The organism is Kaistia nematophila (genome assembly GCF_026343855.1).
Classification (GTDB): Bacteria; Pseudomonadota; Alphaproteobacteria; order Rhizobiales; family Kaistiaceae; genus Kaistia; species Kaistia nematophila.
Window position 1 is genome coordinate 32,085 of the sequence record NZ_JAPKNK010000005.1, and the last position, 23,198, is coordinate 55,282.

The following is a 23,198-nucleotide window of genomic DNA, read 5'->3' on the forward strand; positions in this document are numbered from 1 at the left end:
AGGGAGTGAGATCATGCGCGAGGCATTGATTGTCTGGGGCGGCTGGAGCGGTCATGAGCCGGAGCAGGGCGCCAACATCATCGCCGGGATGCTCGAGGAGGAGGGCTTCAAGGTCTATGTCGAGAATTCGACTGAGGCCTTTGCCGATCCCGCGATCGCCGACATGAGCCTGATCGTGCCGATCTACACGATGTCGAAGATCGAGAAGGAGGAGCTTCTCAATCTGACCAAGGCGGTGGAGGGCGGCGTCGGCCTTGCCGGCTATCACGGCGGCATGGGCGACGCATTCCGCGAGGCGGTCGAATACCAGTTCATGGTCGGCGGCCAGTGGGTCGCTCATCCCGGCAACATCATCGACTACCATGTCGACGTGACCAAGCCCGAGGATCCGATCATGGCCGGCCTGCCGGCGCGGTTCCCGTACCGGTCCGAGCACTACTACATGCATGTCGATCCCTCGAACGAGGTGCTGGCGACGACGACCTTCACCGGCGACCACGCCTACTGGATCGATGGCGTTGTCATGCCCGTGGTCTGGAAGCGCCGGCATGGCAAGGGACGCGTGTTCTATTCGTCGCTCGGCCATGTCGCGAGCGAGTTCCAGGTGCCGGAAATGAACACGATCATGCGGCGCGGCCTGCTCTGGGCCGCTCGCTGACGAAGGTTCCCGCTGCGGCCGTTCGGGTTGCGGCGGGAAACCACCGTCGTCAGGTGGTCGCATGACCGGCTGATGTCTAAAATATCGCGCCTGAACGGGATGGCGGACTTGTCGGCCTGCCCGTTCTCGCGTCCCTTCTCAGGGACGCGGCGCTCAGCTTGACTGATTCGCTTGCGCCAGATCGTCGGGACGGTTCCCCGGATCGCAGGCGTCGGCCTGCTTCGGGGGCTCGTCCCGGACTCACGGCCGCACGACTTGCGCCAACAAGACCGCGCCACCTCTGACACCGGACGAGTGATCCATGAAAGCCTCAGACAAGAAGCACCTCAAGCGCTCCAACATCGACCTGACCCTGCTCGGCCTTGGCACCGCTCCGTTCGGCGGCCTCTATGCGCCGGTCGCGCTGGCCGACGCCGAGGGCGCGATGCAGGCGGCCTGGGACGCCGGGCTGCGCTATTTCGACAGCGCGCCGATGTATGGTCTTGGCCGTGCCGAGCACCTGATGGGCCATTTCTTGCGCGAGCAGGACGCCGATTCCTTCCATGTCTCGACCAAGGTCGGCCGGCTGATGAGCTTCGAGCGTCCGGGCCGCGTCCTGCCGCCGGAAGCGCCGAAGAACGAGTTCGACTCGGGCTGGAGCAACGGCCTGCCGTTCCGCGAGGTGTTCGACTATTCCTATGACGCGATCCTGCGCTCCTATGATGACAGCCGCCAGCGCACCGGTCTCGGTCGTCTCGACATCCTGTTCCTGCACGACATCGGCCGCGTCACCCATGGTGAACTACATGATCACCATTGGGGCGCGCTGACCAAGGGCGGCGGCTTCAAGGCGCTGGCCGAGCTGAAGGCGGCCGGGCTGATCTCCGGCTTCGGCCTCGGCGTCAACGAATGGCAGGTCATCCGCGACGCCATGCAGGAGGCCGATCTCGACGTCTGCCTGCTCGCCGGCCGCTATACGCTGCTCGACGGCGACGCGGCCGAGACCTTCCTGCCGCTGGCGCAGAAGCACGAGGTCGATCTGGTCATTGGCGGCGTGTTCAATTCCGGCATCCTGGCGTCGACCTCGGGCCGCAAGAAGTTCAACTATGTCGACGCGCCGGCCGAGGTCCTGGCGAAGGTGGAGAAGCTCGAGGCCGTGTGCCGCCGCTTCGACGTGCCGCTGCCGGCCGCCGCGATCCAGTATCCGCTGCGCCATCCGGCCGCGACCGTCGTCGTCATCGGCGCCAAGACGGCGGCGCAGGTGAAGGGCAATGTCGAGTGGTTCGAGCGCGACATTCCGGAAGAGCTCTGGAGCACGCTCGAGGCCGAGGGCCTCATCCCGGCGCTGCCGTAGGCCTGATCCCTTCGCAAAGCAAAACGGACCCGTTCGGGTCCGTTTTCATTTTGAGGGCCGCTCCAGACGTCAGACCCAGCCGCCGTCGACAATGAAGCTCTGGTTGGTGCAGGCGCCGGCCTCGTCGGAGGCGAGAAACAGCACCGGCCGGGCGATGTCGTCGGCGTCGAGCTGCCGCTTCAGGCACTGCCGCTCCAGGATGCGCTTTTCGCCATCGGCGTTGAGCCAGAGGCGACGCTGCCGTTCGGTGATGATCCAGCCGGGCAGCACGGAATTGACGCGGATGTTTTCCGGCCCGAGTTCGCGCGCCAGGCCGCGCGTCAGGCCGATCACGGCGGATTTGGCGCTCAGATAGGCGTCGTTGTCGGCGGCGCCCATGAGGTAGGAAATCGAGCTCATGTTGATGATGGCGCCGCCGCCGGCGGCGGCCATGTCTTTGTGCACCGCCTGTGCGCAGAAGAACTGGTGCTTCAGGTTCACGCTGACCGCCCAGTCCCAGTATGCCGACGTCACGTCGTCGAGCTTGTGGCGGTCGTCATTGGCGGCGTTGTTGACGAGGATGGTGATCGGGCCGAGCGCCTGCCGCACGCGGCCGATCGCCGCCTGGATTTCGTCGACCCTGGTGATGTCGACCTTCTCGAAATGGGCGGTGAGGCCGTCCTTCGCAAGCGCCGCGATCAGCGCCTCCGAGGCTTCCTCGGCGATGTCGAAGAAGGCGACGCGGCAGCCCTGTTCGGCGAAGCGGCGGACGATGGCGGCGCCGATGCCGCTGCCGCCGCCGGTGACCAGCGCGACGCGGCCCTTCAGGCTCGGATAGGTGGCGATGCCGGAACGGCGGGGGGAGTGGTCTTCTGTCATGGCATCGTCTCGAATGGGATCATTGGCGGGGCCGGCCCCCGGAAGGCGGCCGGCCTGTCGGAAGCGGATCAGGCCTTGGCGGCCTCTTCGATGATCTTCTGGATGTCGTAGACCGGACGGTAGCCGAGGATCGATTTCGCCTTGGCGATCTCGTGGCTGGCGCGGATGGCCGGACCGGGGATCCGGACCTCGACATAGGGGAAGCCGAAGGTCTTGTGCAGCGTCTCGACCGCGACCTTGTAGGAGAACGGGCTGGGGCCGCTCAAATTGAAGATCTCGCCGACGGCGGAGACGTCGCTCAGCATCAGGTTGATGCCGCCCACCAGGTCGATGACGTCGCAGAAATGGAACTCGTAGGGAATGCCGTCCTCGTCGAGCGCGAGCAGCAGCGTGTCTTCCGGTCCGGTCCTGGCCGCGTCGAGCGCCGCAACCGCGTCGGGACGTCCGAGCGCGGTGAACAGGTTGCGCATCGGCTCGACGAACAGGAAGCGGCCAGACCAGCCGCTCGGCCGCTTGATCTCCTCCGAGCGCGCGATCAGCGCGAAGCGGGCGATGGTGACCGGCACGCCGTGCGAGCGGTGGTAGTAGAGCGCCATGCGCTCGTCGATTTCCTTGGTCAGGCCGTAGAAGCTGTAGGGGTTCTGCGGATGGCGCTCGTCGATCGGCGAATAGAGCGCCTTCAGCGACGGATAGACCTCGTCGCTCGAGGCGATGAAGAAGCGCTGCAGCTTGACCTTCTGCGAGACGACGGCGTCGAACAGGTTGAACGTGCCGGCGATGTTCTGCTGGAACAGTTCGCGGTCGGCGCCCTGTTCCCAGAGCATGGCGGCGGCAAGATGCACGACGATGTCGACGCCGGCGACGGCCTGCTCGACCGCTTCCTTGTCGGTGAGCGAGCCGACGATCACCTCGACGCCGGCCTCCTTCAGGCTGTCGAGGCCCGGATCGCCCGGCAGCACCAGGGCGCGCACGCTGTCGCCCAGCGCCTGGCGGCTCGCCACCATCTGTCGGCCAACCCGTCCGGAGGCCCCCGTGATCAACGTCTTCATGGTCTCATCCCTCTTTCAACAGTCAAACGGCAGGAAATCTGGAAGCAGGAGCTAGGGAACGCGGATCGCCGCGCCGGTTTCGGCGGAGAAGTAGCGGAGGCGTTCCGGATTGACGGAGAAGGAGAGCCGGTCGCCGAGCCGGATCGGCGCGGCGTTCTCCGGCGACATGCGGGCGATGAAGGCGTTCTCGCCTTCCTTGACGCTCACCAGCGATTCATGCCCGAGCCCTTCGATGACGTCGGCCGTGCCGGTGACGCCATTTGCCGCCGCTCCGGCGTCCATGACGATGTCCTCCGGGCGGAAGCCGATCAGGAACTCCTGGTCGGTGATCCTGGAGCGTAGCACGGTCAGGCTCTCGAGCGGGACGGCGATGTTGACGCCGGCGCCGCGCGCGACGATGGCGCCATTGTCGGGAACGAGCCGGCAGCGCAGCAGGTTCATCGGCGGCGTGCCGATGAACTGCGCCACGAAGGTATTGGCCGGGTGCTGGTAGAGCTGCTGCGGCGTGTCGGCCTGCTGGATGCGGCCGCCATTCATGACGACGATCTTGTTGCCCATCGTCATCGCCTCGGTCTGGTCGTGCGTGACATAGATCGTCGTGATGCCGAGCGAGCGCTGCAGCCGCGTGATCTCGGCGCGGGTCTGCACGCGCAGCTTGGCGTCGAGATTGGAGAGCGGCTCGTCCATCAGGAAGAGTTTGGGCTCGCGGATGATGGCGCGGCCAAGGGCGACGCGCTGCCGCTGGCCGCCGGAAAGCTGCGACGGCTTGCGATGCAGCAGACGGGCGAGGTCAAGCGAGCGGGCGACCTCGCCGACACGGCGCTCGATGTCGCCGCGTGGCGCGTTGCGCAGCCGGAGCGCATAGGAAAGGTTCTGCGCCACGGTCATGTGCGGGTATAGCGCGTAGTTCTGGAACACCATGGCGATGTCGCGGTCGCGCGGCGAGACATGGTTGGCGGGCCGGCCGTCGATCCAGATCTCGCCGCCGGTGGCGCGTTCGAGGCCGGCGATCATGCGCAGCGTCGTCGACTTGCCGCAGCCGGACGGGCCGACGAAGACAACAAACTCGCCGTCGGCGATGTCGAGATTGATCCGGTCGACAGCGAGGTGGCCGTCATACTGCTTGGAGAGGTCTTCCAGGCGGGCGGTGCTCATGAGGGTCTCCGATCAACCTTTGACGCCGCCGGCCGTCAGGCCGTGGACGAGGTATCGCTGCAGGAAGAGGAACACGATCGCCGCCGGCAGCGTGACGATGGTCGCCGCGGTCATGACCTGATCCCAGGGGGTGACGTATTCGCCGCTGAACGAGGCGAGGCCGACGGAAACCGTCCAGTTCGCCGGCTGGCGCACGAACATCTGGGCGAAGAGATACTCGTCCCAGGCGATGATGAAGCAGAACAGGAAGGTCGAGGCGAGGCCGGGCAGCGACAGCGGCAGCGTGATGCGGAAGAAGGTGCCGACCCGCGACGCGCCGTCGATCAGCGAGGCTTCCTCCAGCGCGACCGGGATGCCGTCGAAGAAGGTCTTCAGCAGCGAGGTCGCGACGGGAACGAGCAGAGCGAGATAGGCGACGGTGAGGCCGGGCAGGCTGTTGAGCAGGCCGATCTTGCTGAACAGCACATACATCGGCATGGCGAGAAGGATGCCGGGGAACATCTGCGTCGCGAGCAGCAGGTATTCTGTGAAGCCGCGGCCGCGGAAGCGGAACCGCGACAGCGCATAGGCCATCGTCGCGCCGATGAAGGAAGCGAGGATCGCCGTGCCGAGCGCGACGCGGATGCTGTTCCAGAGCCAGGCGCCGAGCGCGGTATCCTGGAAGATCGTCACATAGGTCGAAAACACCGAATTGGCGCTCGGCAGCATCTCCGGCGGGTACTGGAACAATTGGCCGGAGGGGCGGATCGAGGTCACGAACATCCAGTAGAACGGGAAGACCGCGATGGCGCAGAGGATGAGGATCAGGGCGGCGAGCGTCAGCCGCCCCGCGATCCGGGAGAGGCTCGGCAGCAATGCCTCGCCGTGACGGGCGCTACGGACGTCAGGCATCATTTCCCCTCCGGACGATGAAGGCGTAGGCGAGCGTCAGCAGCATCGCCGCGATCAGCAGGATCGAGCCCATGGCGAAGGCGGGGCCGGCCCGGAAGAAGCGGAACGCCTCGAAATAGACCTTCACGACCAGGGTGTTGGTGGCGCCGGCCGGGCCGCCCTGGGTCATCAGGAAGATGAAGACGAAGTTGCCGAAGCTCCAGATCGTCAGCAGCAGCACGACGATGGCGAGCACGTGCTTGAGGCCAGGGAGCGTGATGTCGAGGAAGCGGCGCACGGGGCCGGCGCCGTCGATCTCGGACGCCTCGTAGAGTTCGTCGGGGATCGATTGCAGCCCGGCGAGCAGCACCAGCGTCGCGAACGGATAGGTCTTCCAGATGTTGAGGATGACGATGGCGGGAAGCGCCAGGTTCGGGTCGCTCAGCCAGTTCGGCTGGCCGGAAAGAAACGGCAGCCAGCCGATGGCGTAGTTCACCACGCCGTAGTTCGGGTTGTACATCCACTGCCAGATCAGCGCGGCGACGACGTGCGGCACTGCCCAGGGCAGGATGATCAGCGTGCGGACGATGCCGCGGCCGGGAAAGGCGCGAGTGAGCACCAGCGCCGTGACGAGGCCGAGCCCGATGCTGCCCAGCACGGTGCCGAGCGAGAAGAACGCCGTGACATAGAGCGAGTGCCAGGTGTCGGGGTCGGTCAGGACCGACTGGTAGTTGGCGAGCGTGAAGGCCTCGGTAAAGGCCCGGCCGATGATGCGGCTGTTGGTGAAACTGATGCGGATCCCCCAGAGCAGGGGAATGATCACCAGCGCCGTAATGGCGAGGAGAAACGGAAGAACCATCACGGCCGGCAACCAGCGATCCTGGCTATCGGCATAGTGGACGGTCCTCACGCCCGCGACGCGGGCGGATGTCTGGGTGAGGGCCATGGACCACGCTCGTCTGGAGAGGAGGGATCCGGGCGACGAGGCTGTCGCGTCGTCGCCCGGACGGCGCTACGTCAGTTCTTGACGAGGGCGACGACCTGGGCCTGGGCTTCGGCCATGGCCTCGGCGACGGGCCGGTTCTTGTAGAGGATCTCCTCGACCTTATCGGCGATGATCTTCAGCACCTCGTTGCCATAGAGCTCGAGGCCGGCCGGCATGATCGAGACGGCGTATTTGTCCGAGGCTTCCTGGAAGGTGGCGAACCATGGATTCGCTTCGAGATAGCCGTCGGGCAGGCTGTTCAGGCGCGGCGACACCGCATTGGTGATGCCGACCATCTCCTTCTGCCACTTGGCGCTCTGCATGAACTCGATCAGCTTGAACGCCTCGTCCGGATGCGGCGCATCCTTCGGGATCGCCCAGAGCTGGAACGCCGCCGCCGTGCGGTGGCCAGGCCAGGGCATCGGCGCGGTGCGCAGGTCCTTGATGATGTCGGGATTGCCGGCCTTGGCGAAGCCCATCATCCAGGAACCGTCGAACAGCGTGCCGACCTTGCCCTGCCACCACATCTGCCGGTAGGTCGACTTGTCGACGTCACGCGGCATCACGCCGGCATCGAAGAGTTCCTTGAACATCGAGATCGCCTCGATGTTGCGGGGATCGTCGACCGTCGGCTTGCCGTCGATGGCGAAATGGCCGCCATTGGCGATCACCCACTGGGCCACATCCATGTAGGTCTGGATGTAGCTGCCCGGCTTGACCATGGCGGCGTAGCCGAACTGGTTCGGCGCCTTGGTCGTCTTCTTCGCCATTTCGAGGAAGTCCTTCGGATTGTCCGGGAACTTGTCGTAGCCGGCCTCCTTCAGGATCGTCTCGTTGTAGAAGGGCACGTAGTTGGCGACCATCTGGATGACGCCATAGGTGTGGCCATCGACCATCAGCGGCGACTCGAACTGGGCCGGGCTGTAGGTCTCCTTGCTGATGTCGCTCTTGGCGATGTAGTCGTCGAGCGGCAGCAGCAGGTCGTTGCGCAGGAAGTCGCCGATATTCATGTTCAGGAGATGGATGACGTCCGGCGGCGAGCCGGAGCCCATTTCCAGCAGCATCTGGTCGGCATAGGCGCCATAGGCGACGTTGTAGCCTTCCACCTTGATGTCCGGATTTTCATCCATGAAGGCCTTCACGACCTTCTCCATCCAGTCCTTGTTGCCGGGCTCGCCGAACCACCAGCTCGGCACGCGCAGCGTGACCGGCTCGGCGGAGGCGGCCATCGGGACCGATGCCAGCAGGGCGGCGGCCGCCCCGGCGAGTATCCCCTTTCGAATGGTGGACAAGACTTTCATAGAACTTCCCTTTCCCTCTGATCGCAGTTGCAGGACGTCGCGTTCAATCGGGACCAGTTCTCTGGCTTCTTGCTTTTGGAGGTCGCGCCTCGATCGTTTCAGGCATGCGCCAGACTTCGCCCTGCCGGTGGGCAGGGCGGTCGTCCGATGGCCGGAGGTTTGGGTCAGCGGCGGCCGAAGCCGCCGCCCGTTGTCAGTGACGGACCCGGTGCAGCGACAGCAGGAATTCCGTCAGCTCGTTCAGGCTCATCGCACTCTTCTGCGTGTCGAGCGCGATCTCGCCGCGGTCGAGCACGATCAGCCGGTCGGCCACCTCGTGCACGTTGGCGAGCGTGTGTTCGATGTAGATGCAGGAGCGGCCGCCGGCCTTGATCGACTGGATGAAGTCGAGCACGCGGCGCACTTCCTTGATGGCCAGCGCCACCGTGGGTTCGTCCAGGATGATCAGGTCGCTGTCGAAATGCATGGCGCGGCCGATGGCGACGCCCTGCCGCTCGCCGCCCGACAGCTTGCCGACGGTCGAGTCGACGCTGATGCCGCGCGAGCGAAAGCCGATGGTCGACTTCATGATCTGCTCGGCGATCCGCTTCTCCGCCTTCACGTCGATGAAGCCGAGGCGGTTGGTGATCGGTCGCCCGACGAAGAAGTTGCGCCAGAGCGGCTGCTTCTCGCCGAGCGACTTGTCCTGGTAGACGGTCTCGATGCGGAGTTCCTGGGCCTGTCGGACGGAATGCCCGCCAGCCTCCACTTCCTTGCCCTTGATGAAGAGCTTGCCGGCGGTCGGCGCCTCGACGCCCGTCATCACCTTGATGAGCGTCGATTTGCCGGCGCCATTGTCGCCGAGCAGGCCGACGATCTCGTTGCGCCCGATCGAAAGGTTCACGTTTCTCAGGCTTTCGACCTTGCCGTAGTGCTTCTGGATGTTCTCCATGCGCACCAGTTCGCCGCTATCCTCGCCGGCCTGCATCGTCATCTCTCCTTGAAATGCTGCTTCGGGCGGGCGCTCAGCGCACGCCCTGCTCGACGAGCGGCACGACCCACTCGAAATTGTCCTTGGTGAAGACGCCGCCGCCGGTGTTCATCTCGAGGCCTGCGATGCCGTAGCGCTTCTGCAGCACGGCCGCGAGGACGGGCATGTAGCCCTGGAGGTAGGGCTGCTGGTCGACGACCACGGTGACATAGCCCTTGCGCAGACCGTCGATGGTGAGCGGCGAGATGTCGTAGCCGCCGGTGATCAGCGAACCGGGCTCCTTGCCAGCTGCTTCCATCACCTTGGCGAGCACGGCGGTAATGCCGCTATGACCGGGGACGGCGATCGCCTTCACGTCTGGGTTGCTCTGCAGGTAGGAGGCAATGACCGGGACGGCGAGCGAGGGATCCTGAACGGCTTCGTTCGACCACTGCAGCTTGTCATAGGTGACGCCGGCCGCATCGAAGGCCTCGATCGTGCCGCGCGAGATGTCGGCATGGGCGGTCTGCTCGAAGGTGCCGTAGATCACGGCCTTGTCGCCGGACTTGAGGCCCGCTGCGATCATCTGCTCGCCAAGCAGCTTGCCGGCGGCGTAGTTGTCGAGCCCGAAATAGCTGAGGCCTGTGCCGGGCAGGCGGGTGTTGTTGGTGACGACGACGATGCCGGCCTCCTTGGCCTCGTCGAGGAAGCGCTTCATTGAATCGGTGCCGGAATGGCCCATCACGACGATCGCGTCCGGCTGGGCGGCGAGCGCCTGGTTGGCCTGCTCCAGCATCTTCTGCTGGTCCCAGCCGGCATATTGCGGCATCAGCTTGACCTTGAGCAGGTCGGCCGCCGCCTTGGCACCAAGCTCGCGGGCCAGCGTCGCCGAGTCACCGGGGTTGCCGCCCATCTGGAAGTAGACGGTCATGCCCTCGCCAGTGAGGGCAGGGTCCGCGGCCATGGCTGGCTGGACCATCGATCCGGCCATACCCATGGCGACTGCGGCTCCGAAGAGAAAGCGCCTTGTGATCATGTTGTGGTTCCTCTGAAAGTCAGGTGTTTGTTGTCATTGTCTGAGCGCCGAAGTCTTTGCTTCAGCGCTTCATCCGCAGGCGGATTCGTTTGAACAGTGGAACGCGGTCGGGGTCCTCGAGCGCGGTGTTCAGCGTGACCGAAACCAGGAAGACGACGCCGATCAGAAGGCGGGTCCAGAAGCCCTGCACGCCGCTGGCGACCAGGCCGGCCTCGATGATCGCAACGATCAGCGCGCCGATCACAGTGCCGACGATCGTGCCGGAACCGCCGAAGATCGAGGTGCCGCCGATGAAGACGCTGGCGACGACGATCAGCAGGTAGCCCATGCCCTGCGAGGAGAAGTAGGTCGTGGTCTCCAGCGTCAGCAGCACGCCGGCAAAGGCGGAGAGCAGGCCCATCAGCGTGAAGATCTTGAGCTTCTCGCGATCGACCCGGATGCCGACGACATGCGCGACGCGGGCATTGTCGCCGATGAAGAGGACATTCTCGCCGAAGCGGTGCCGGTTCAGAATGAACCAGAGCAGCACCGCGACGCCGACCGCCCAGAGCGCCTGCACCGGCAGCACACCGATCCGACCGGCGAAGAAGGCGTGGATGCCGGTGTCGGTGACGGAGGGAATGGCGATGGTCAGGCCACCCGAGACGATCGTCACCAGACCGCCATAGAGGAACAGCGTGGCGAGCGTCGTGATCATCGACGGAATGCCGAGCTGCGTGACGATCACCCCGTTGATGAAGCCGAGGATGACGCCGACCAGCAGCGCCGCGCCGAAGGCGAGCCAGGTCAGCTCGTAGTTCTTGAACAGGATGGCGAAGACATAGCTGGAAAAGGCGACGATCGAGGGGAAGGAGAGATCCATCTCTCCCGCCACGACGACGAAGGTGAGGCCGAGCGCCAGGATCATCGGCGGCGGCACGTTCGCGAGGAACGTCATGTAGATGCGGTAGCCGAGGAAGGTCTGCGGCGCCGTGATCATGAAGATGCCGATCAGCAGCGCGAAGACCGCGAGAATGGCCATGCCCTCGACGGCGAAGATGCGCCGGCTGATGGGGAGCCGCAGGCCGGCGGCTGAAGGATCGTTGGTCGTCTGCATGGCCATGGTCTTCTTCCGCTCAGAGCACGCCGTGGCGGGCGTAGACGTCGCGCAGGTACGCGCCGTTGCGAAGGTCATCCATCGAACTGTCCTCGCTGGCGACCTTGTCGAAGGCGATCTTCAGCACTTCCGCCTCGACAGCCTGCGGGATGACGACGACGCCATCTGCATCGCCGAAGACGAGATCGCCGGTGCTGACGCGCACGCCGGCGCAGATGACCGGGACGTCGATGGCCGCGATCTGGCCGCGACCCTTGGAATCGAGCGGCGCGATGCCGGCATGGAAGACCGGAAGTTGCAGCTCGCGGATCGTCTTGATGTCGCGAACGAAGCCGTCGGTAACGCAGCCGACCGCCTGGCGCCCGACGGCGGCGGTCGAGAGCAGGCTGCCCCAGGGCGCGATGCGGCTGGAGCCGCCGCAGGCGAGGATCGGCACTTCGCCGGGCTTCAGGTCGTCGATGAGCTTGATCTCCAGCTCATACGGATTGACGTCGGGATCGACGTGAGCCGTCTCCACATAGATGCCGGTGCGGGCGCGGCCGCAGAGAACCAGCGCATCGTCGAGCGGCCGGATCTTGGACGGCATCGCCTGCGACGTGACGCCGACGGCGTCGAGCGCATCCGACAGGACGGCGGCGTAGAGCTTGTTCCAGCCGGGGGGCAGAGGGGCAGTGGACGTCATGGGAGATCCTGTCACTAGAGCAATCAGACGGATTCGGCCGGCACGGCATGGCCGCTGCCGCCGACGAGAAAACCGAAATCGACGCCGCGGTCGGCCTGCTGGACGTTGTCGAGGAACATCCGGCCATAGCCGCGGTCGTAGTGGGGTTTGGGCGGCGTCCACTCGGCCCGGCGACGGGCGAGTTCGGCCTCGGAAACATCGAGATGCAGGCGGCGCGTCTCGACATCGAGCTCGATGAAGTCGCCCGTCCGCACCAGGGCGAGCGGGCCGCCGATGGCGGCTTCCGGCGCGACGTGGAGCACGACCGTGCCGAAGGCGGTGCCGCTCATGCGCGCATCCGAGATGCGCACCATGTCGAGCACGCCGGCGGCGCGCAGCTTCTTCGGCAGCGGCATGTTGCCGATCTCCGGCATGCCGGGATAGCCGATCGGGCCGCCATGCTTGAGCACCAGGATGCTGTCGGCGTCGACGTCGAGATCCGGATCGTCGATGCGCTTCTTGAAGTCGGGCATGTTCTCGAAGACGACGGCGCGTCCGCGATGCTGCATCAGCTCGGGCGAGGCGGCGGACGGCTTGATGACAGCGCCGGAGGGGGCGAGGTTGCCCTTCAGCACGGCGATGCCGCCGAGCGGCTTGAACGGTTCGTCGAGCGTGCGGATGACGGCGCGGTCGAGGCATTCGGCCTCGTCGAGGCGATCGGCGATGGTGCCGCCCTCGACCGTGATGCAGCCGCCATGCAGCAGCGGCTTCAGTTCCTTCATCAGCGCCGGCAGGCCGCCGGCGTAGCAGAATTCCTCCATCAGGAACTGACCGGAGGGCATCAGGTCGAGCAGGCAGGGGACGATGCGGCCGAGCCGGTCCCAGTCGTCGAGCGTCAGTTCGAGGCCGAGGCGTCCGGCGAGCGCGATCAGGTGCACCACCGCGTTGGTCGAGCCGCCGATGCCGCCATTGACGACGATGGCGTTCTCGAGCGCCTCGCGCGTCACGATCTTCGACATCGGCACGTCGCGGCGCACCAGGTCGACGGCGTCGTGCCCGGCCTTCTCGGCGAGCACGGCGCGGCGGCTGTCGACCGCCGGCCAGGTCGCATTGAAGGGGAGGGCGATGCCCATCGCCTCGGCGAGGCTCGCCATGGTCGATGCCGTGCCCATGGTCATGCACGAACCGGGCGAACGGCTCATGCCGGCTTCGGCCTCGTAGAATTCTTCGGGGCTCATCGCGCCGATCTGCACGGCCTCGGCGAAGCGGATGACGTCGGTGCCGGAGCCGACCGGCTTGCCGCGCACCCGGCCGTTCAGCATCGGGCCGCCGGAGACGAGGACGGTCGGCAGGTCGACGCTGGCGGCGCCCATCAGCAGAGCGGGGGTGGTCTTGTCGCAGCCGGCGAGCAACACGACGCCGTCGATCGGGTTGGCGCGCAGCGTCTCCTCGACGTCGATGCTGACCTGATTTCGGTAGAGCATCGCCGTCGGGCGGACGAGCGTCTCGCCGAGGCTCATGACGGGGAATTCCAGCGGCAGGCCGCCGGCGACGAGGATGCCGCGCTTCACATGCTCGGCCAACTGCCTGAGATGCGCGTTGCAGGGGGTGAGTTCCGACCAGGTGTTGCAGATGCCGATGACCGGGCGGCCGTCGAACATCTCCGACGGGATGCCCTGGTTGCGCATCCAGCTGCGGGCATAGAAGCCGTATTTGTCGGGGCGGCCAAACCACCGCTCGCTCCGAAGCGGCTTGCGCTCGCTCATCGGATCATTCTCCTCTGCCCGGATCTCGCGATCCGGTTTCCCTGAAGGCTCGTTTTTTGAACCCGTTCGATACGTTGATATGTATCGTTAAAGTGGATGCTAAGCGGCAGGCCGGACGCGAGTCAATTTAGAAAATTCGCGGAATGCTGCTTTTTCGACGACTTCGCTCGTTCGAGAAACACACGACAGGCGATACGCGCCTATGACGATAAATGGCCAAACAACAGGGTTTCCCGCCTGCGCGAGGCAGGCGGGCCATCCGGCCGGGTACGGCGCGCCGTTCCGGGGTCGCTAGTGCGATTCCCGCGGGACATAGTCGCCGCTGCCGCCGACCAGGAAGTCGAAATCGACCCCTGAATCGGCCTGCATGACGTGATCGACATAGAGTCGTTCGTAGCCGCGCCCATAGGGCGACACGAAGGGCTTCAATTCGGCGCGGCGGCGCTCCAGTTCGGCGTCGTCGACTTCGAGATGGATGGAGCGTCCCGGTACGTCGAGCGCGATCATGTCGCCGTCGCGGACCAAAGCGAGGGGGCCGCCGGCGGCGGCTTCCGGCGCCACATGCAGCACGACGGTGCCGAAGGCGGTGCCGCTCATGCGCGCGTCGGAAATGCGCACCATGTCGGTGATCCCCTGGCGCAGCAGCTTGGCCGGGATCGGCATGTTGCCGATCTCCGCCATGCCCGGATAGCCGCGCGGGCCGCAGTTCTGCAGCACCAGCATGCTGTCCTTGTCGACCGGCAGGTCCGGATCGTCGATGCGCGCCTTGAGGTCGTCGGCGGACGTGAACACGACGGCGCGGCCGCGATGGACAAGCAGTTCCGGCGTCGCCGCCGACGGCTTGATCACCGCGCCGGAGGGCGCGAGGTTGCCGCGCAGCACCGCGATGCCGGCCTTGGGCCGGAACGGCTGGTCGAGCGGGCGGATCACCCGCTCGTCGAAGCGGACGGCGCCCGCATTGTTTTCCGATTGCGTGCGGCCGGTGACGGTAAGCGCGTCGCCATTCAAGAGCGACGCGATCTCGTTCAGCACGGCCGGCACGCCGCCGGCGCGGAAGAAGTCTTCCATCAGATATTCGCCTGATGGCATCAGGTTGAGCAGGCAGGGCACTTCGCTGCCGAGCCGGTCCCAGTCCTCCAGCGTAAACGGCACGCCGAGGCGGCCGGCGATCGCCAGCAGGTGCACGACGGCGTTGGTGGAGCCACCGAGCGCCGCATTGAGCACGACGGCGTTCTCGAACGCCTCGCGCGTCAGCACCTTGGAGAGACGCAAGCCTTCATGCGTCATCGCGACGATGCGCTTGCCAGCCTCGAAGGAAATCGCGTGGCGGCGGGCGTCGACGGCGGGGATGGCGCCATTGCCGGGGAGGGCGACGCCGAGCCCCTCGCAGAGGCTCGCCATGGTCGAGGCGGTGCCCATCGTCATGCAGGAGCCGGTGCTGGGCGACATGGCGGTTTCGGCCGCCATGAAGTCCTGCAGCGACATCGTGCCGGCGCGCACGGCTTCCTTGAAGCGGATGACGTCGGTGCCCGAGCCGATGCGGCGGCCTTCCCACGATCCCGAAAGCATCGGTCCGCCGGAGACGACGATGGTCGGGACGTCGACGCTGGCGGCGCCCATCAGCGCCGCTGGCGTGGTCTTGTCGCAGCCGACGAGAAGGACGACGCCGTCGATCGGATTGGCGCGGATCGAGGCCTCGACATCCATGCTGGCGAGGTTGCGGAACAGCATCGCCGTCGGGCGCATCAGCGCCTCGCCGAGCGAGGTGACCGGGAACTCGAGCGGAAAGCCGCCGGCGGCGTAGACGCCGCGCTTCACATGTTCGGCCAGTTCGCGCAGATGGCCGTTGCACGGATTGAGGTCCGACCAGCTGTTGCAGATGCCGAGGACCGGGCGGCCGTCGAACATCTCGGCCGTGTGGCCCTGGTTGCGCAGCCAGCTTCGGTAGATGAAGCCGTAGGAATCCTGGCGGCCGAACCATTGCCGGCTGCGCAGGCCTTTCTTGTCCTTGTCGTCCGCCATGTCGATCCCGTCAGCGGCTGGAGGTAAGATGGTGCGGTTTGGCTCGCTCAGACGGCGAGGCCGCCATGCCACCAGTGCTCGAACGGGTTGGAATTCAGGATGTAGTCGATCGTCGTGTCGGCGACGCGCGGCAGCGGCGTGCCTTCGACCTGGCTGTTGATGTTCTTCAGGCCTTCGACCGATTCCGCCACGCGGGCGAACGGGAAATCGGTGCCCCAGAAGATCTTGTTGCGGTCGGTGATCGTGTATTCCTGGGCGCAGACCAGGATGTTGTAGAACTGCCAGGGACGGTAGTGCAGGGCCGACACCTCGCAATAGACGTTCGGCTGCTTGCGGGCGACGACGATGCATTCCTCGTACCAGGGGTGGCCCATATGGGCCATGATCATCTTCAGGTCCGGATAGCGCAGGGCGATCGTGTCGACATCGAGCGGACGGCCGTAGTTGACCGGGGCGTTGCGGCCGTAGGTCGTTCCCATATGCATGGTCAGCGGCAGATTGTTCTTCTGCAGATATTCGTAGACCGGCTCGAGGCGCGGATCGAGCAGCGAGACGCCGTTGTAGATCGGGCCGAACTTGACGCCCTTGAGCTTCAGGTCCTCGATCGCATGCACGAGCAGATCCATGCAGTTCGGCATGCGGGGATCGACGGCGGCGAAGCCGACGAACTTGTCGGGATACTTGGCGACGGCGGCGGCGGTCACCTCGTCATTGCCGTCGACGCCGATCGAATCCGCGTAGCGCAGCGAGAAGATGATCGCCTTGTCGACGTCGGCCATCTCGCGGGCCAGCGTGTCCGCGTCCGCCTTGGGCGCGAGGCCGGCGGCGCGCGCCAGCCCGGCCTGCTTGGCGTAGAGCGGCGTAACCTGGTCGTCGTTGTAGATGTTGACGTGGCAGTCGACGAGCATGATCGGCCCCTTGATATGTCTGGATTAGGTGTTCTTGTTATTTAACGTTAAATTACACAACTCTGGACCCTGTCAAGTGGCGGATCGCGATTTTGGGGATTGCTTCCTCGGCGAAAAGTCGCTGAATGATCGGGTAATTCAAGAGTTGAAGCGTTGAGTCGCGGGCCGGGGTGGGCCATCGATATCCCCGCGCCAAAAGAGGATGTTCAATCCCATGTCGGACGCAAATTCCGGCCGTGCTCCACCAAAGCGTGTCACGATAAAGGACGTTGCCAAGGCCGCCGACGTCTCGCCGATGACCGTTTCCAACGTGATCAACGGCAAGCACCAGTTCGTCAGCGAGCGCACCCGCAAGGCGGTCGAGCGCGAGATCGCGCGGCTCAATTACCGTGTCCAGCATAGCGCGCGCAGCCTGCGCGTGGCGCGCCGCCGTTCGGTCGGCATGATCTTCGTCGACGACGCGCCGTCCTTCCTCGCCGACCATTTCAACGCGCATGTCGTCGCCGGGCTCTGCAACGTGCTGAGCGCCGCCGACCACACCGTGACCGTGCAGGGCATCCGCGCCGACCATTTCAACCAGTCGTCGATCATCCGCAATTTCGCCGTCGACGGCTTCTGCGTCGTGCTGTCCGGCCTGCCGGACGAGCGCAGCGCCATCCTGGACAGCCTGATCAACCTGGACCAGCCGCTCGTCCTGATCCAGGAGCCGATCGCCTCGCCCAACGAGGAAACCTGCATCGTCCGCCAGGACGACGCCGCCGGCGGCAGGCTGCTCGCCGATCATCTCGCCGCCCGCCGCGTCGATAGCGTGCTTGTCGTCGTGCCCAGCCAGAACTGGCCGGCGATCGACCAGCGCGTCGCCGGCCTGCGCGAAGGCTTCCAGGCGGCAGGCGGCAATGTGCGCATCGACGTCGTGCAGGCCAAGACCGAGGATTTCGACAGCGCCCGCGCCGCGGTCACGACCTATCTCGATCACCATCCGCTGCCCGATGCGATCGTCGGTGGCAATGACCGCTTCGCCATCGCGGCGATGTCGATCCTGCTCGATCGCGGCATTCCCGTGCCGGACCGGGTCAAGATCACCGGCTTCAACGGCTTCGAGCAGCGCCGCTATGCGAGGCCGCTGGTGACGACGGTGATTTCCTCCGCCTACGAACTGGGCGAGCGGGCAGGGGAGGTGCTGTTGACCCGCTTCGAGAAGGGCCGGTTCCCGACCCGCGAACTGGTGCTGCCGGTCTATTTCGAGTCGGGCGAGACGACCTGACGCCGCTGCGATCGGCGATTTTTCCAAGCTTCGGCGAAGGGGCGTCTTGCCTCTTCCGGGTCTTCGCCCGCCCGGCCGCCACGGTAGCCCCCGGCCGTCCCGCCTCCGGCGTTCCCCCGGCTCGGCGAGGCGATCGCGGCTGTCCCCACAGACCCCATGCTTACGGGCGGCTTGTGGCCTGAAATGCTGTATACCCGAGGCGGGCCGCCGGATCCGAATCGGTGGTCGAGTTGGCTTGAAGGAGCAAGTCGGCGCAAGAGGCCACGACGAAATCCCGCCGGTTCAGTACCATCCGGTGGAGCGAGATGAGGGAACGACGCCGCGATGGAATCCAGTCCGAACAAGGTCAGCCGGCAGGGTCTCCCATCCCAGGTCGCCGCCTTCGTGCGCGTCGAGATCCTGCGCGGTAACCTGAAGCCCGGCGACCGGCTGCCTACCGAACAGGAGTTCGCGGCGATGCATGGCGTGAGCCGCGCCGTGATCCGCGAGGCGATCGCCAAGCTGCGGCATGAGGGGCTCGTCGTCTCGCGCCAGGGCATTGGCGCCTTCGTCGCGTCGCCCGAGGCGGCGAACTCGCTGACGCTGGAGCCGAACAGCCTCGCCGTGCCGGAGGACTATCGCCACCTCTACGAGTTGCGGCTGATGCTGGAGACGGGCGCGGCCGAACTGGCGGCGATCCAGCGCACGGACGAAGACCTCGCCGAGATGGCGCGTTGCATCGACAACATGGCAAAGGTGAAGGATCTGCACGGCGCCTATGTCGAGACCGACATCGCGTTCCACCGCGCCGTCGCCGGCGCGACCAAGAACCCGTTCGTGTCGCTGTTCATTTCCTTCGTCGACGTGAAGCTGCAGGAGAGCATCCTGGTGGCGCTGCGCTCGCTCGATTTCGCCACGACCTCGGCGATCTCGCGCGGCGAACACCAATTGATCTACGACGCGATCGCGGCCGGCGACCCCGCCGCCGCGGCCGCCGCGATGCGCTCCCACCTCACCAATTCCTCCCGCCGCCTGGGGCTGTAGCCGGAGCGGGCACGACGTCGTCGAGGCCATAGTTTATGGCTGTTGGGGGCAGTCGTTGCTGGCTATTGAATGGCTAGCTAAGTTCGAGTCATGCTAGCGGCATGATCGTGAATGCGGTTTTTACAACCAAGGTATCGCCTGCCTACGACGACTTGCCGGAGGTGCGGTATCATTTCCCCCGTACCTACCTGAACCAGGTCGAAGCCGCGCTCGGAGATTGGATCGTATACTACGAGCCGAGGCGTTCCTCCGCGGATCTCCAAAGTCGAGGCGGTCGTCAATGTTACTTTGCCATCGCCCGTGTCGCGAGCATCGAGCCGGATCCCTCGCGAGAGGGGCGCTTCTATGCTCACATGATGGACTATCTGGAGTTTGATCGACCGGTACCCTTTTCGGAGGGCGGGCACTACTACGAAAGCGCGCTGAGAAAGCTGAACGGCTCGACCAACAAGGGTGCCTTTAGGCGAGCGGTTCGCAACCTGCTGAACCGTGAGTTCGAATTGATCGTCGCAGCCGGATTTGCTCATGCGCTCGGCAACGCGGCTCGAGAACGGCCATATCCCGATCCTCCAGAGTCTCCGCAGTCTCCCATGCTGGAGGCTAGCGAAGCGGAGGGGAGGTTCAATTATGATCTGCCGGAGACGGAGCCCCGGCGGATCGTAGAGCAGCTCATTGCCCGCCCATTTCGCGATCGCGCATTCGTATCAGCAGTGAAGACGGCCTATGACGATCGTTGCGCGATCACAGGGATCAAAATCATCAATGGTGGTGGGCGTTCAGAAGTGCAGGCCGCGCATATTCAGCCGGTCGCCGCGGATGGGCCGGACAGTGTTCGCAACGGAATTGCGCTTTCCGGTACCGTCCACTGGCTGTTCGATCGCGGACTGATCTCGATCGATGACGACTACCAGATCCTGACGGCGTCGCAGTTGCCCGACACTATGCACCGCTGGTTCCTACCCGAGGGGCGCATGGCATTGCCGCAGCGGATCGATTTGCGGCCGCATCCGGCGTTCCTGAAGTTTCATCGGGAACAGGTCTTCAAAGCATGATCTGTTGATGGGCGGCGACCGCAAGTTGCCCCCCAAACGCAAATCGCCCCGCAGGTTTCCCGGCGGGGCGATGGATCGTGTCAGTGAGCCGTCGCGTTCAGGCGACGGGGACCATCGTGCCGGTTTCGCCCGATTTCAGCATCGCCTCGACCACCTGGACCGAGCGCAGGCCGATCGCGGCGTTGCCGCAATTCTCGATCTCCTGGCCGAGGCAGAGGTCGACGAAGGCCTCGACCGGGGTCGTGCAGGTATAGGCACCGGCGCCCGGCTCGATCGCCATTTCCTCGTCCTGGCCGTCCAGGCGGCGCAGCCAGAGCCGCTCGCGCTCGACGTCGAGCAGCAGCATGCCCTCGGTGCCGAACAGGCGGATATCGACCTGGAACGGCGAGCCGGGCGGCACGGAGGCGGAGCCCGACAGCGATCCGGTCGCGCCGCCGGCGAAGGTTATGGCGAGCGCATTGTGGATGTCGGTGTCGATCCGGGACTTGCCGAGCAGGGCGAAGACGGAATCGGGCTCGAGCCCGGTGACGTAGAACAGGCCGCCCAGCATGTGGACGAGCTGGCCCCAGCCATAGCCGCCGGCGCCCGGATGGGCCCAGGTGGCGCGCTCGGGACGGAACATCTCCTTCTCGGTACCCTGCAACTCGCCGCCCGAGACGAGGTCCTCGATCGGCGTCGCCATCTGCGCCGACACATGGCGGATGCGGCCGATGCGGCCCGACGCGACCAGTTGGTGCGCCTTCTTGAAATATGGCTGGAAGCTCCAGCCATAGGGCACGAGGATCTCGCGGCCGGCCTTCTCGGCCGCCGCGATCAGCCGGCGGGCATCGGCCGAATTGGTCGCCATCGGCTTCTCGACCATGACGTGGCTGCCCTTGGCCAGCGCCGCCATCGCCTGCTCGGCATGGAGATGATGCGGCGAGGCGACGATCACGCCGTCCATCTCGACATTGTCGAGCAGTTCCTCATAGGTCTCGTAGGCGTGCGGGAAGCCAAAGGCTTCCTTGACCTTCGCGAGCTCCGCCGCGCCGGGCCGCGCGACGCCGACCAGCTCGACATTCGGGTTGCGCTGCAGGATCGGCAGATGGTTGGCGACGGCCCAGGAGCCGGCGCCGATGATGCCGATGCGCGCCTTGCGCCCGGCCTGGGCTGTCTCAGCCATGCTTGCTCCTCCCGGCGCGATCAGCGGCGCTTGGCGCCGGGGATGAAGGGCTCGCGGTCGAGCCACTTGCGGTACATGTCCGGCACGGCGCATTCCGGGTCGTTGAAATAGGCCTTGTAGTCGACGCCGCCGACGAGGGCGATGTTGCCCCAGGGGTCGAGCGCGCCGGAACGGACGATGACCTTGGCCTTCTGCGCCAGCGGGCCGACCGTGTCCTCATAGGTGACCGGCACGAAATCGCGCTCGTCGAACCAGGTGGTGAGCGAGCGATAGAGCGGCTTGTTGTGCTCGGCGACCTGCGAGGCGAACATCACCTTCTCGACGATCAGTTCCGGCGCGATCACCGAATAGAGCTGGTCGAGCGTCGGCAGGTCGGCGCTGATGGCGAGGTCGATGCGCCAGGCGTTCGCGGGGATCGGGAAGCCCGCGTCGACGATCATCAGGATGTCGCCATGGCCGATCGTGGCGATGGCCTTCGAGAGTTCGGCGTTGAGAATACCGGAGCGCTTCATGGATGTTTCCTCTGTTAGGCCGCGCTGATCGCGCGATCGAGTTCTGCGTGGGTGACGTCGCGAACGATCTCCTCGACGACCTTGCCATGGCGGAACAGCAGGATGCGGTCCGACAGGCGGGCGAGCTCGAGCGAATCCGACGAGGTGAAGACCACGGCGGCGCCGGAATCCGCGATGCCGCGCAGGATGTGGTAGATCTCCGACTTCGCGCCGATGTCGACGCCGCGCGTCGGGTCGTCGAGCATCAGCACCTTGGGCTGCATGACCAGCCAGCGCGCGATCAGCGTCTTCTGCTGGTTGCCGCCCGAGAGCGAAGTGATGCGGTTCAGGATGGACGAGGTGCGCACCGAGAGCCGGCGGATGGCGTCGAGCGCCTTGTTGCGGCGCTCCCTGCCGGTGCTGGCATGCATCGCCTCGTCGGTCGCCTCGGCGTTCCGCAGCACGCTCATCAGCGGCAGGATGCCCTCGCGCAGGCGGTCGGCCGGCAGATAGGCGACGCGGCTGCGGATGGCGGCGCGCGGCGACGAACGGCCGATCGGGCGGCCCGAAATGGCGATCGTGCCCGAGGTGGCGTGATCCATGCCGAATATGTGGCGCAGCAGCGAGGAGGGGCCGGAATCCGGCAGGCCGGCCAACGCGACGATCTCGCCGGCGCGTACTTTCAGCGAGGCGCCGGCCAGTTCGCGGCCATGCACGTCGGTGACGTCGAGCAGCACTTCCTTGGTCGGGCGCGGCTTGACCTGGGCCGGGAAGATTTCGGCCGGCTGGCGGCCGAGCATCGCGTCGACGACCTTCTCGTGGTCGAACTCGGCGACAGGGCGCGTCGTGATCAGAGTGCCGTCGCGGATGACGGAGATGCGGTCGGCGATCGAGAAGATCTCGCCCAGCTTGTGCGAGACATAGATGATGGTGACGCCGACGGATTTCAGATGCCGGATACGCTCCAGCAGGCGCGCCGCTTCGGCGGCGTTGAGGGCCGAGGTCGGCTCGTCGAAGATGATGACCTTGGCGTCCCAGGTCAGCACCTTGGCGATCGCCACCAGCTGCTTGTCGGAGGAGGAGATGTCGCCGACCCGCATGGACGGCAGGATCTTCTGTTCCTGGAGCTCGTCGAGCGCCTTGCGCGCCCGTGCGGCCATGGCGGCCTTCGACGGCTTGACGAAGCCGCCGTCGTCGATGCCGAGGGCGATGTTCTCGGCGACGGTCAGGTTGTCGAACAGGTCGAGCTCCTGGTGCACGACGCCGATGCCGCTGGTCAGCGCATCGCGCGGCGTCTTCATGCGGAGCTCGGTGCCGAGGGGGCCGATGATGGCCCCCTCGCTCGGGTTGTAGACGCCCGCGATCAGCTTGATCAGGGTCGACTTGCCCGCCCCGTTTTCACCGACGAGCGCATGCACCTCGCCTTGCTTGAAGTCGATGCTGACTTTGCGCAGCGCCCAGAAGCTCCCGAAGGATTTTCCCAAGTCGCGAAGCTGGAGCATCGAAGTCATCGGCGCATACTCTCGTTCTGGATCATCTAGGCAGGGCAGGGGCAGCAG

At 65.6% G+C, this 23,198-nt stretch carries 21 protein-coding genes; 5 read left to right on the plus strand and 16 right to left on the minus strand.

Annotated features, from left to right (window positions below; genetic code table 11):
- Positions 1–13: 13 nt before the first annotated feature.
- Positions 14–658 carry a ThuA domain-containing protein gene (locus tag OSH07_RS13135; RefSeq protein ID WP_266339115.1) on the plus strand — a complete coding sequence of 215 codons (645 nt, stop codon included), beginning with the start codon at positions 14–16 and terminating at the stop codon, positions 656–658.
- A gap of 301 nt (positions 659–959) precedes the next feature.
- Positions 960–1,991 (plus strand): aldo/keto reductase, encoded by a 1,032-nt coding sequence (locus OSH07_RS13140; RefSeq protein ID WP_266339116.1) that lies wholly within the window; start codon positions 960–962, stop codon positions 1,989–1,991.
- Between the two features lie 69 nt (positions 1,992–2,060).
- Here the strand turns inward: OSH07_RS13140 and OSH07_RS13145 are convergent, their stop codons facing one another.
- From OSH07_RS13145 to OSH07_RS13205, 13 genes are all read right to left on the minus strand, one after another.
- Positions 2,061–2,849 carry an SDR family NAD(P)-dependent oxidoreductase gene (locus tag OSH07_RS13145; protein WP_266339117.1) on the minus strand — a complete coding sequence of 263 codons (789 nt, stop codon included), beginning with the start codon at positions 2,847–2,849 and terminating at the stop codon, positions 2,061–2,063.
- A gap of 68 nt (positions 2,850–2,917) precedes the next feature.
- Positions 2,918–3,898 carry an NAD-dependent epimerase/dehydratase family protein gene (locus OSH07_RS13150; RefSeq protein WP_266339118.1) on the minus strand — a complete coding sequence of 327 codons (981 nt, stop codon included), beginning with the start codon at positions 3,896–3,898 and terminating at the stop codon, positions 2,918–2,920.
- A 51-nt stretch (positions 3,899–3,949) separates the two neighbouring features.
- Positions 3,950–5,053 (minus strand): ABC transporter ATP-binding protein, encoded by a 1,104-nt coding sequence (locus tag OSH07_RS13155; RefSeq protein WP_266339119.1) that lies wholly within the window; start codon positions 5,051–5,053, stop codon positions 3,950–3,952.
- 12 nt (positions 5,054–5,065) lie between these two features.
- Positions 5,066–5,947, minus strand: coding sequence for a carbohydrate ABC transporter permease (locus OSH07_RS13160; RefSeq protein ID WP_266339120.1), 882 nt, complete (start codon positions 5,945–5,947; stop codon positions 5,066–5,068).
- On the minus strand, positions 5,937–6,869 hold the full coding sequence (locus OSH07_RS13165; RefSeq protein ID WP_266339121.1) for a carbohydrate ABC transporter permease: 933 nt from the start codon (positions 6,867–6,869) through the stop codon (positions 5,937–5,939). Before OSH07_RS13165 ends, OSH07_RS13160 begins: the two co-directional genes overlap by 11 nt.
- Positions 6,870–6,940: 71 nt before the next feature.
- A complete protein-coding gene (locus tag OSH07_RS13170) occupies positions 6,941–8,209 on the minus strand; it encodes an ABC transporter substrate-binding protein (protein ID WP_266339122.1) in 1,269 nt (422 codons plus the stop codon).
- A gap of 193 nt (positions 8,210–8,402) precedes the next feature.
- Positions 8,403–9,182, minus strand: coding sequence for an ATP-binding cassette domain-containing protein (locus OSH07_RS13175; RefSeq protein WP_266339123.1), 780 nt, complete (start codon positions 9,180–9,182; stop codon positions 8,403–8,405).
- Between the two features lie 31 nt (positions 9,183–9,213).
- Positions 9,214–10,194: a substrate-binding domain-containing protein gene (locus OSH07_RS13180; RefSeq protein WP_266339124.1), complete on the minus strand. Its 981-nt coding sequence runs from the start codon at positions 10,192–10,194 to the stop codon at positions 9,214–9,216.
- A gap of 61 nt (positions 10,195–10,255) precedes the next feature.
- On the minus strand, positions 10,256–11,296 hold the full coding sequence (locus OSH07_RS13185; RefSeq protein WP_266339125.1) for an ABC transporter permease: 1,041 nt from the start codon (positions 11,294–11,296) through the stop codon (positions 10,256–10,258).
- 13 nt (positions 11,297–11,309) lie between these two features.
- Entirely contained in the window at positions 11,310–11,972 is a 663-nt protein-coding gene (locus OSH07_RS13190) for an RraA family protein (RefSeq protein WP_266339126.1), read from the minus strand.
- A 23-nt stretch (positions 11,973–11,995) separates the two neighbouring features.
- Complete coding sequence (locus OSH07_RS13195; RefSeq protein ID WP_266339127.1) at positions 11,996–13,717, minus strand: IlvD/Edd family dehydratase; 1,722 nt, start codon at positions 13,715–13,717, stop codon at positions 11,996–11,998.
- 291 nt (positions 13,718–14,008) lie between these two features.
- Complete coding sequence (locus OSH07_RS13200) at positions 14,009–15,739, minus strand: IlvD/Edd family dehydratase (RefSeq protein ID WP_266339128.1); 1,731 nt, start codon at positions 15,737–15,739, stop codon at positions 14,009–14,011.
- Positions 15,740–15,786: 47 nt separating this feature from the next.
- Entirely contained in the window at positions 15,787–16,647 is an 861-nt protein-coding gene (locus tag OSH07_RS13205; protein WP_266339129.1) for an amidohydrolase family protein, read from the minus strand.
- Positions 16,648–16,861: 214 nt separating this feature from the next.
- Between OSH07_RS13205 and OSH07_RS13210 the strand changes: the two genes are divergently transcribed.
- From OSH07_RS13210 to OSH07_RS13220, 3 genes are all read left to right on the plus strand, one after another.
- Positions 16,862–17,911 carry a LacI family DNA-binding transcriptional regulator gene (locus OSH07_RS13210; RefSeq protein WP_266339130.1) on the plus strand — a complete coding sequence of 350 codons (1,050 nt, stop codon included), beginning with the start codon at positions 16,862–16,864 and terminating at the stop codon, positions 17,909–17,911.
- A 324-nt stretch (positions 17,912–18,235) separates the two neighbouring features.
- Positions 18,236–18,934 (plus strand): FadR/GntR family transcriptional regulator, encoded by a 699-nt coding sequence (locus tag OSH07_RS13215; RefSeq protein ID WP_266339131.1) that lies wholly within the window; start codon positions 18,236–18,238, stop codon positions 18,932–18,934.
- 101 nt (positions 18,935–19,035) lie between these two features.
- Positions 19,036–19,986: an HNH endonuclease gene (locus OSH07_RS13220; RefSeq protein ID WP_266339132.1), complete on the plus strand. Its 951-nt coding sequence runs from the start codon at positions 19,036–19,038 to the stop codon at positions 19,984–19,986.
- Between the two features lie 97 nt (positions 19,987–20,083).
- On the opposite strand, the gene OSH07_RS13225 is transcribed toward OSH07_RS13220, so the two are convergent.
- From OSH07_RS13225 to OSH07_RS13235, 3 genes are read right to left on the minus strand one after another with little or no spacing between them, the layout of a single operon-like run.
- Positions 20,084–21,148 (minus strand): Gfo/Idh/MocA family protein, encoded by a 1,065-nt coding sequence (locus OSH07_RS13225; protein WP_266339133.1) that lies wholly within the window; start codon positions 21,146–21,148, stop codon positions 20,084–20,086.
- Positions 21,149–21,168: 20 nt separating this feature from the next.
- The gene (gene rbsD / locus OSH07_RS13230; RefSeq protein ID WP_266339134.1) at positions 21,169–21,660 is read right to left on the minus strand and encodes a D-ribose pyranase; all 492 of its coding nucleotides are present in this window, start codon (positions 21,658–21,660) and stop codon (positions 21,169–21,171) included.
- A gap of 14 nt (positions 21,661–21,674) precedes the next feature.
- Positions 21,675–23,150 carry a sugar ABC transporter ATP-binding protein gene (locus OSH07_RS13235; protein WP_266339135.1) on the minus strand — a complete coding sequence of 492 codons (1,476 nt, stop codon included), beginning with the start codon at positions 23,148–23,150 and terminating at the stop codon, positions 21,675–21,677.
- Between the last annotated feature and the right edge of the window lie 48 nt (positions 23,151–23,198).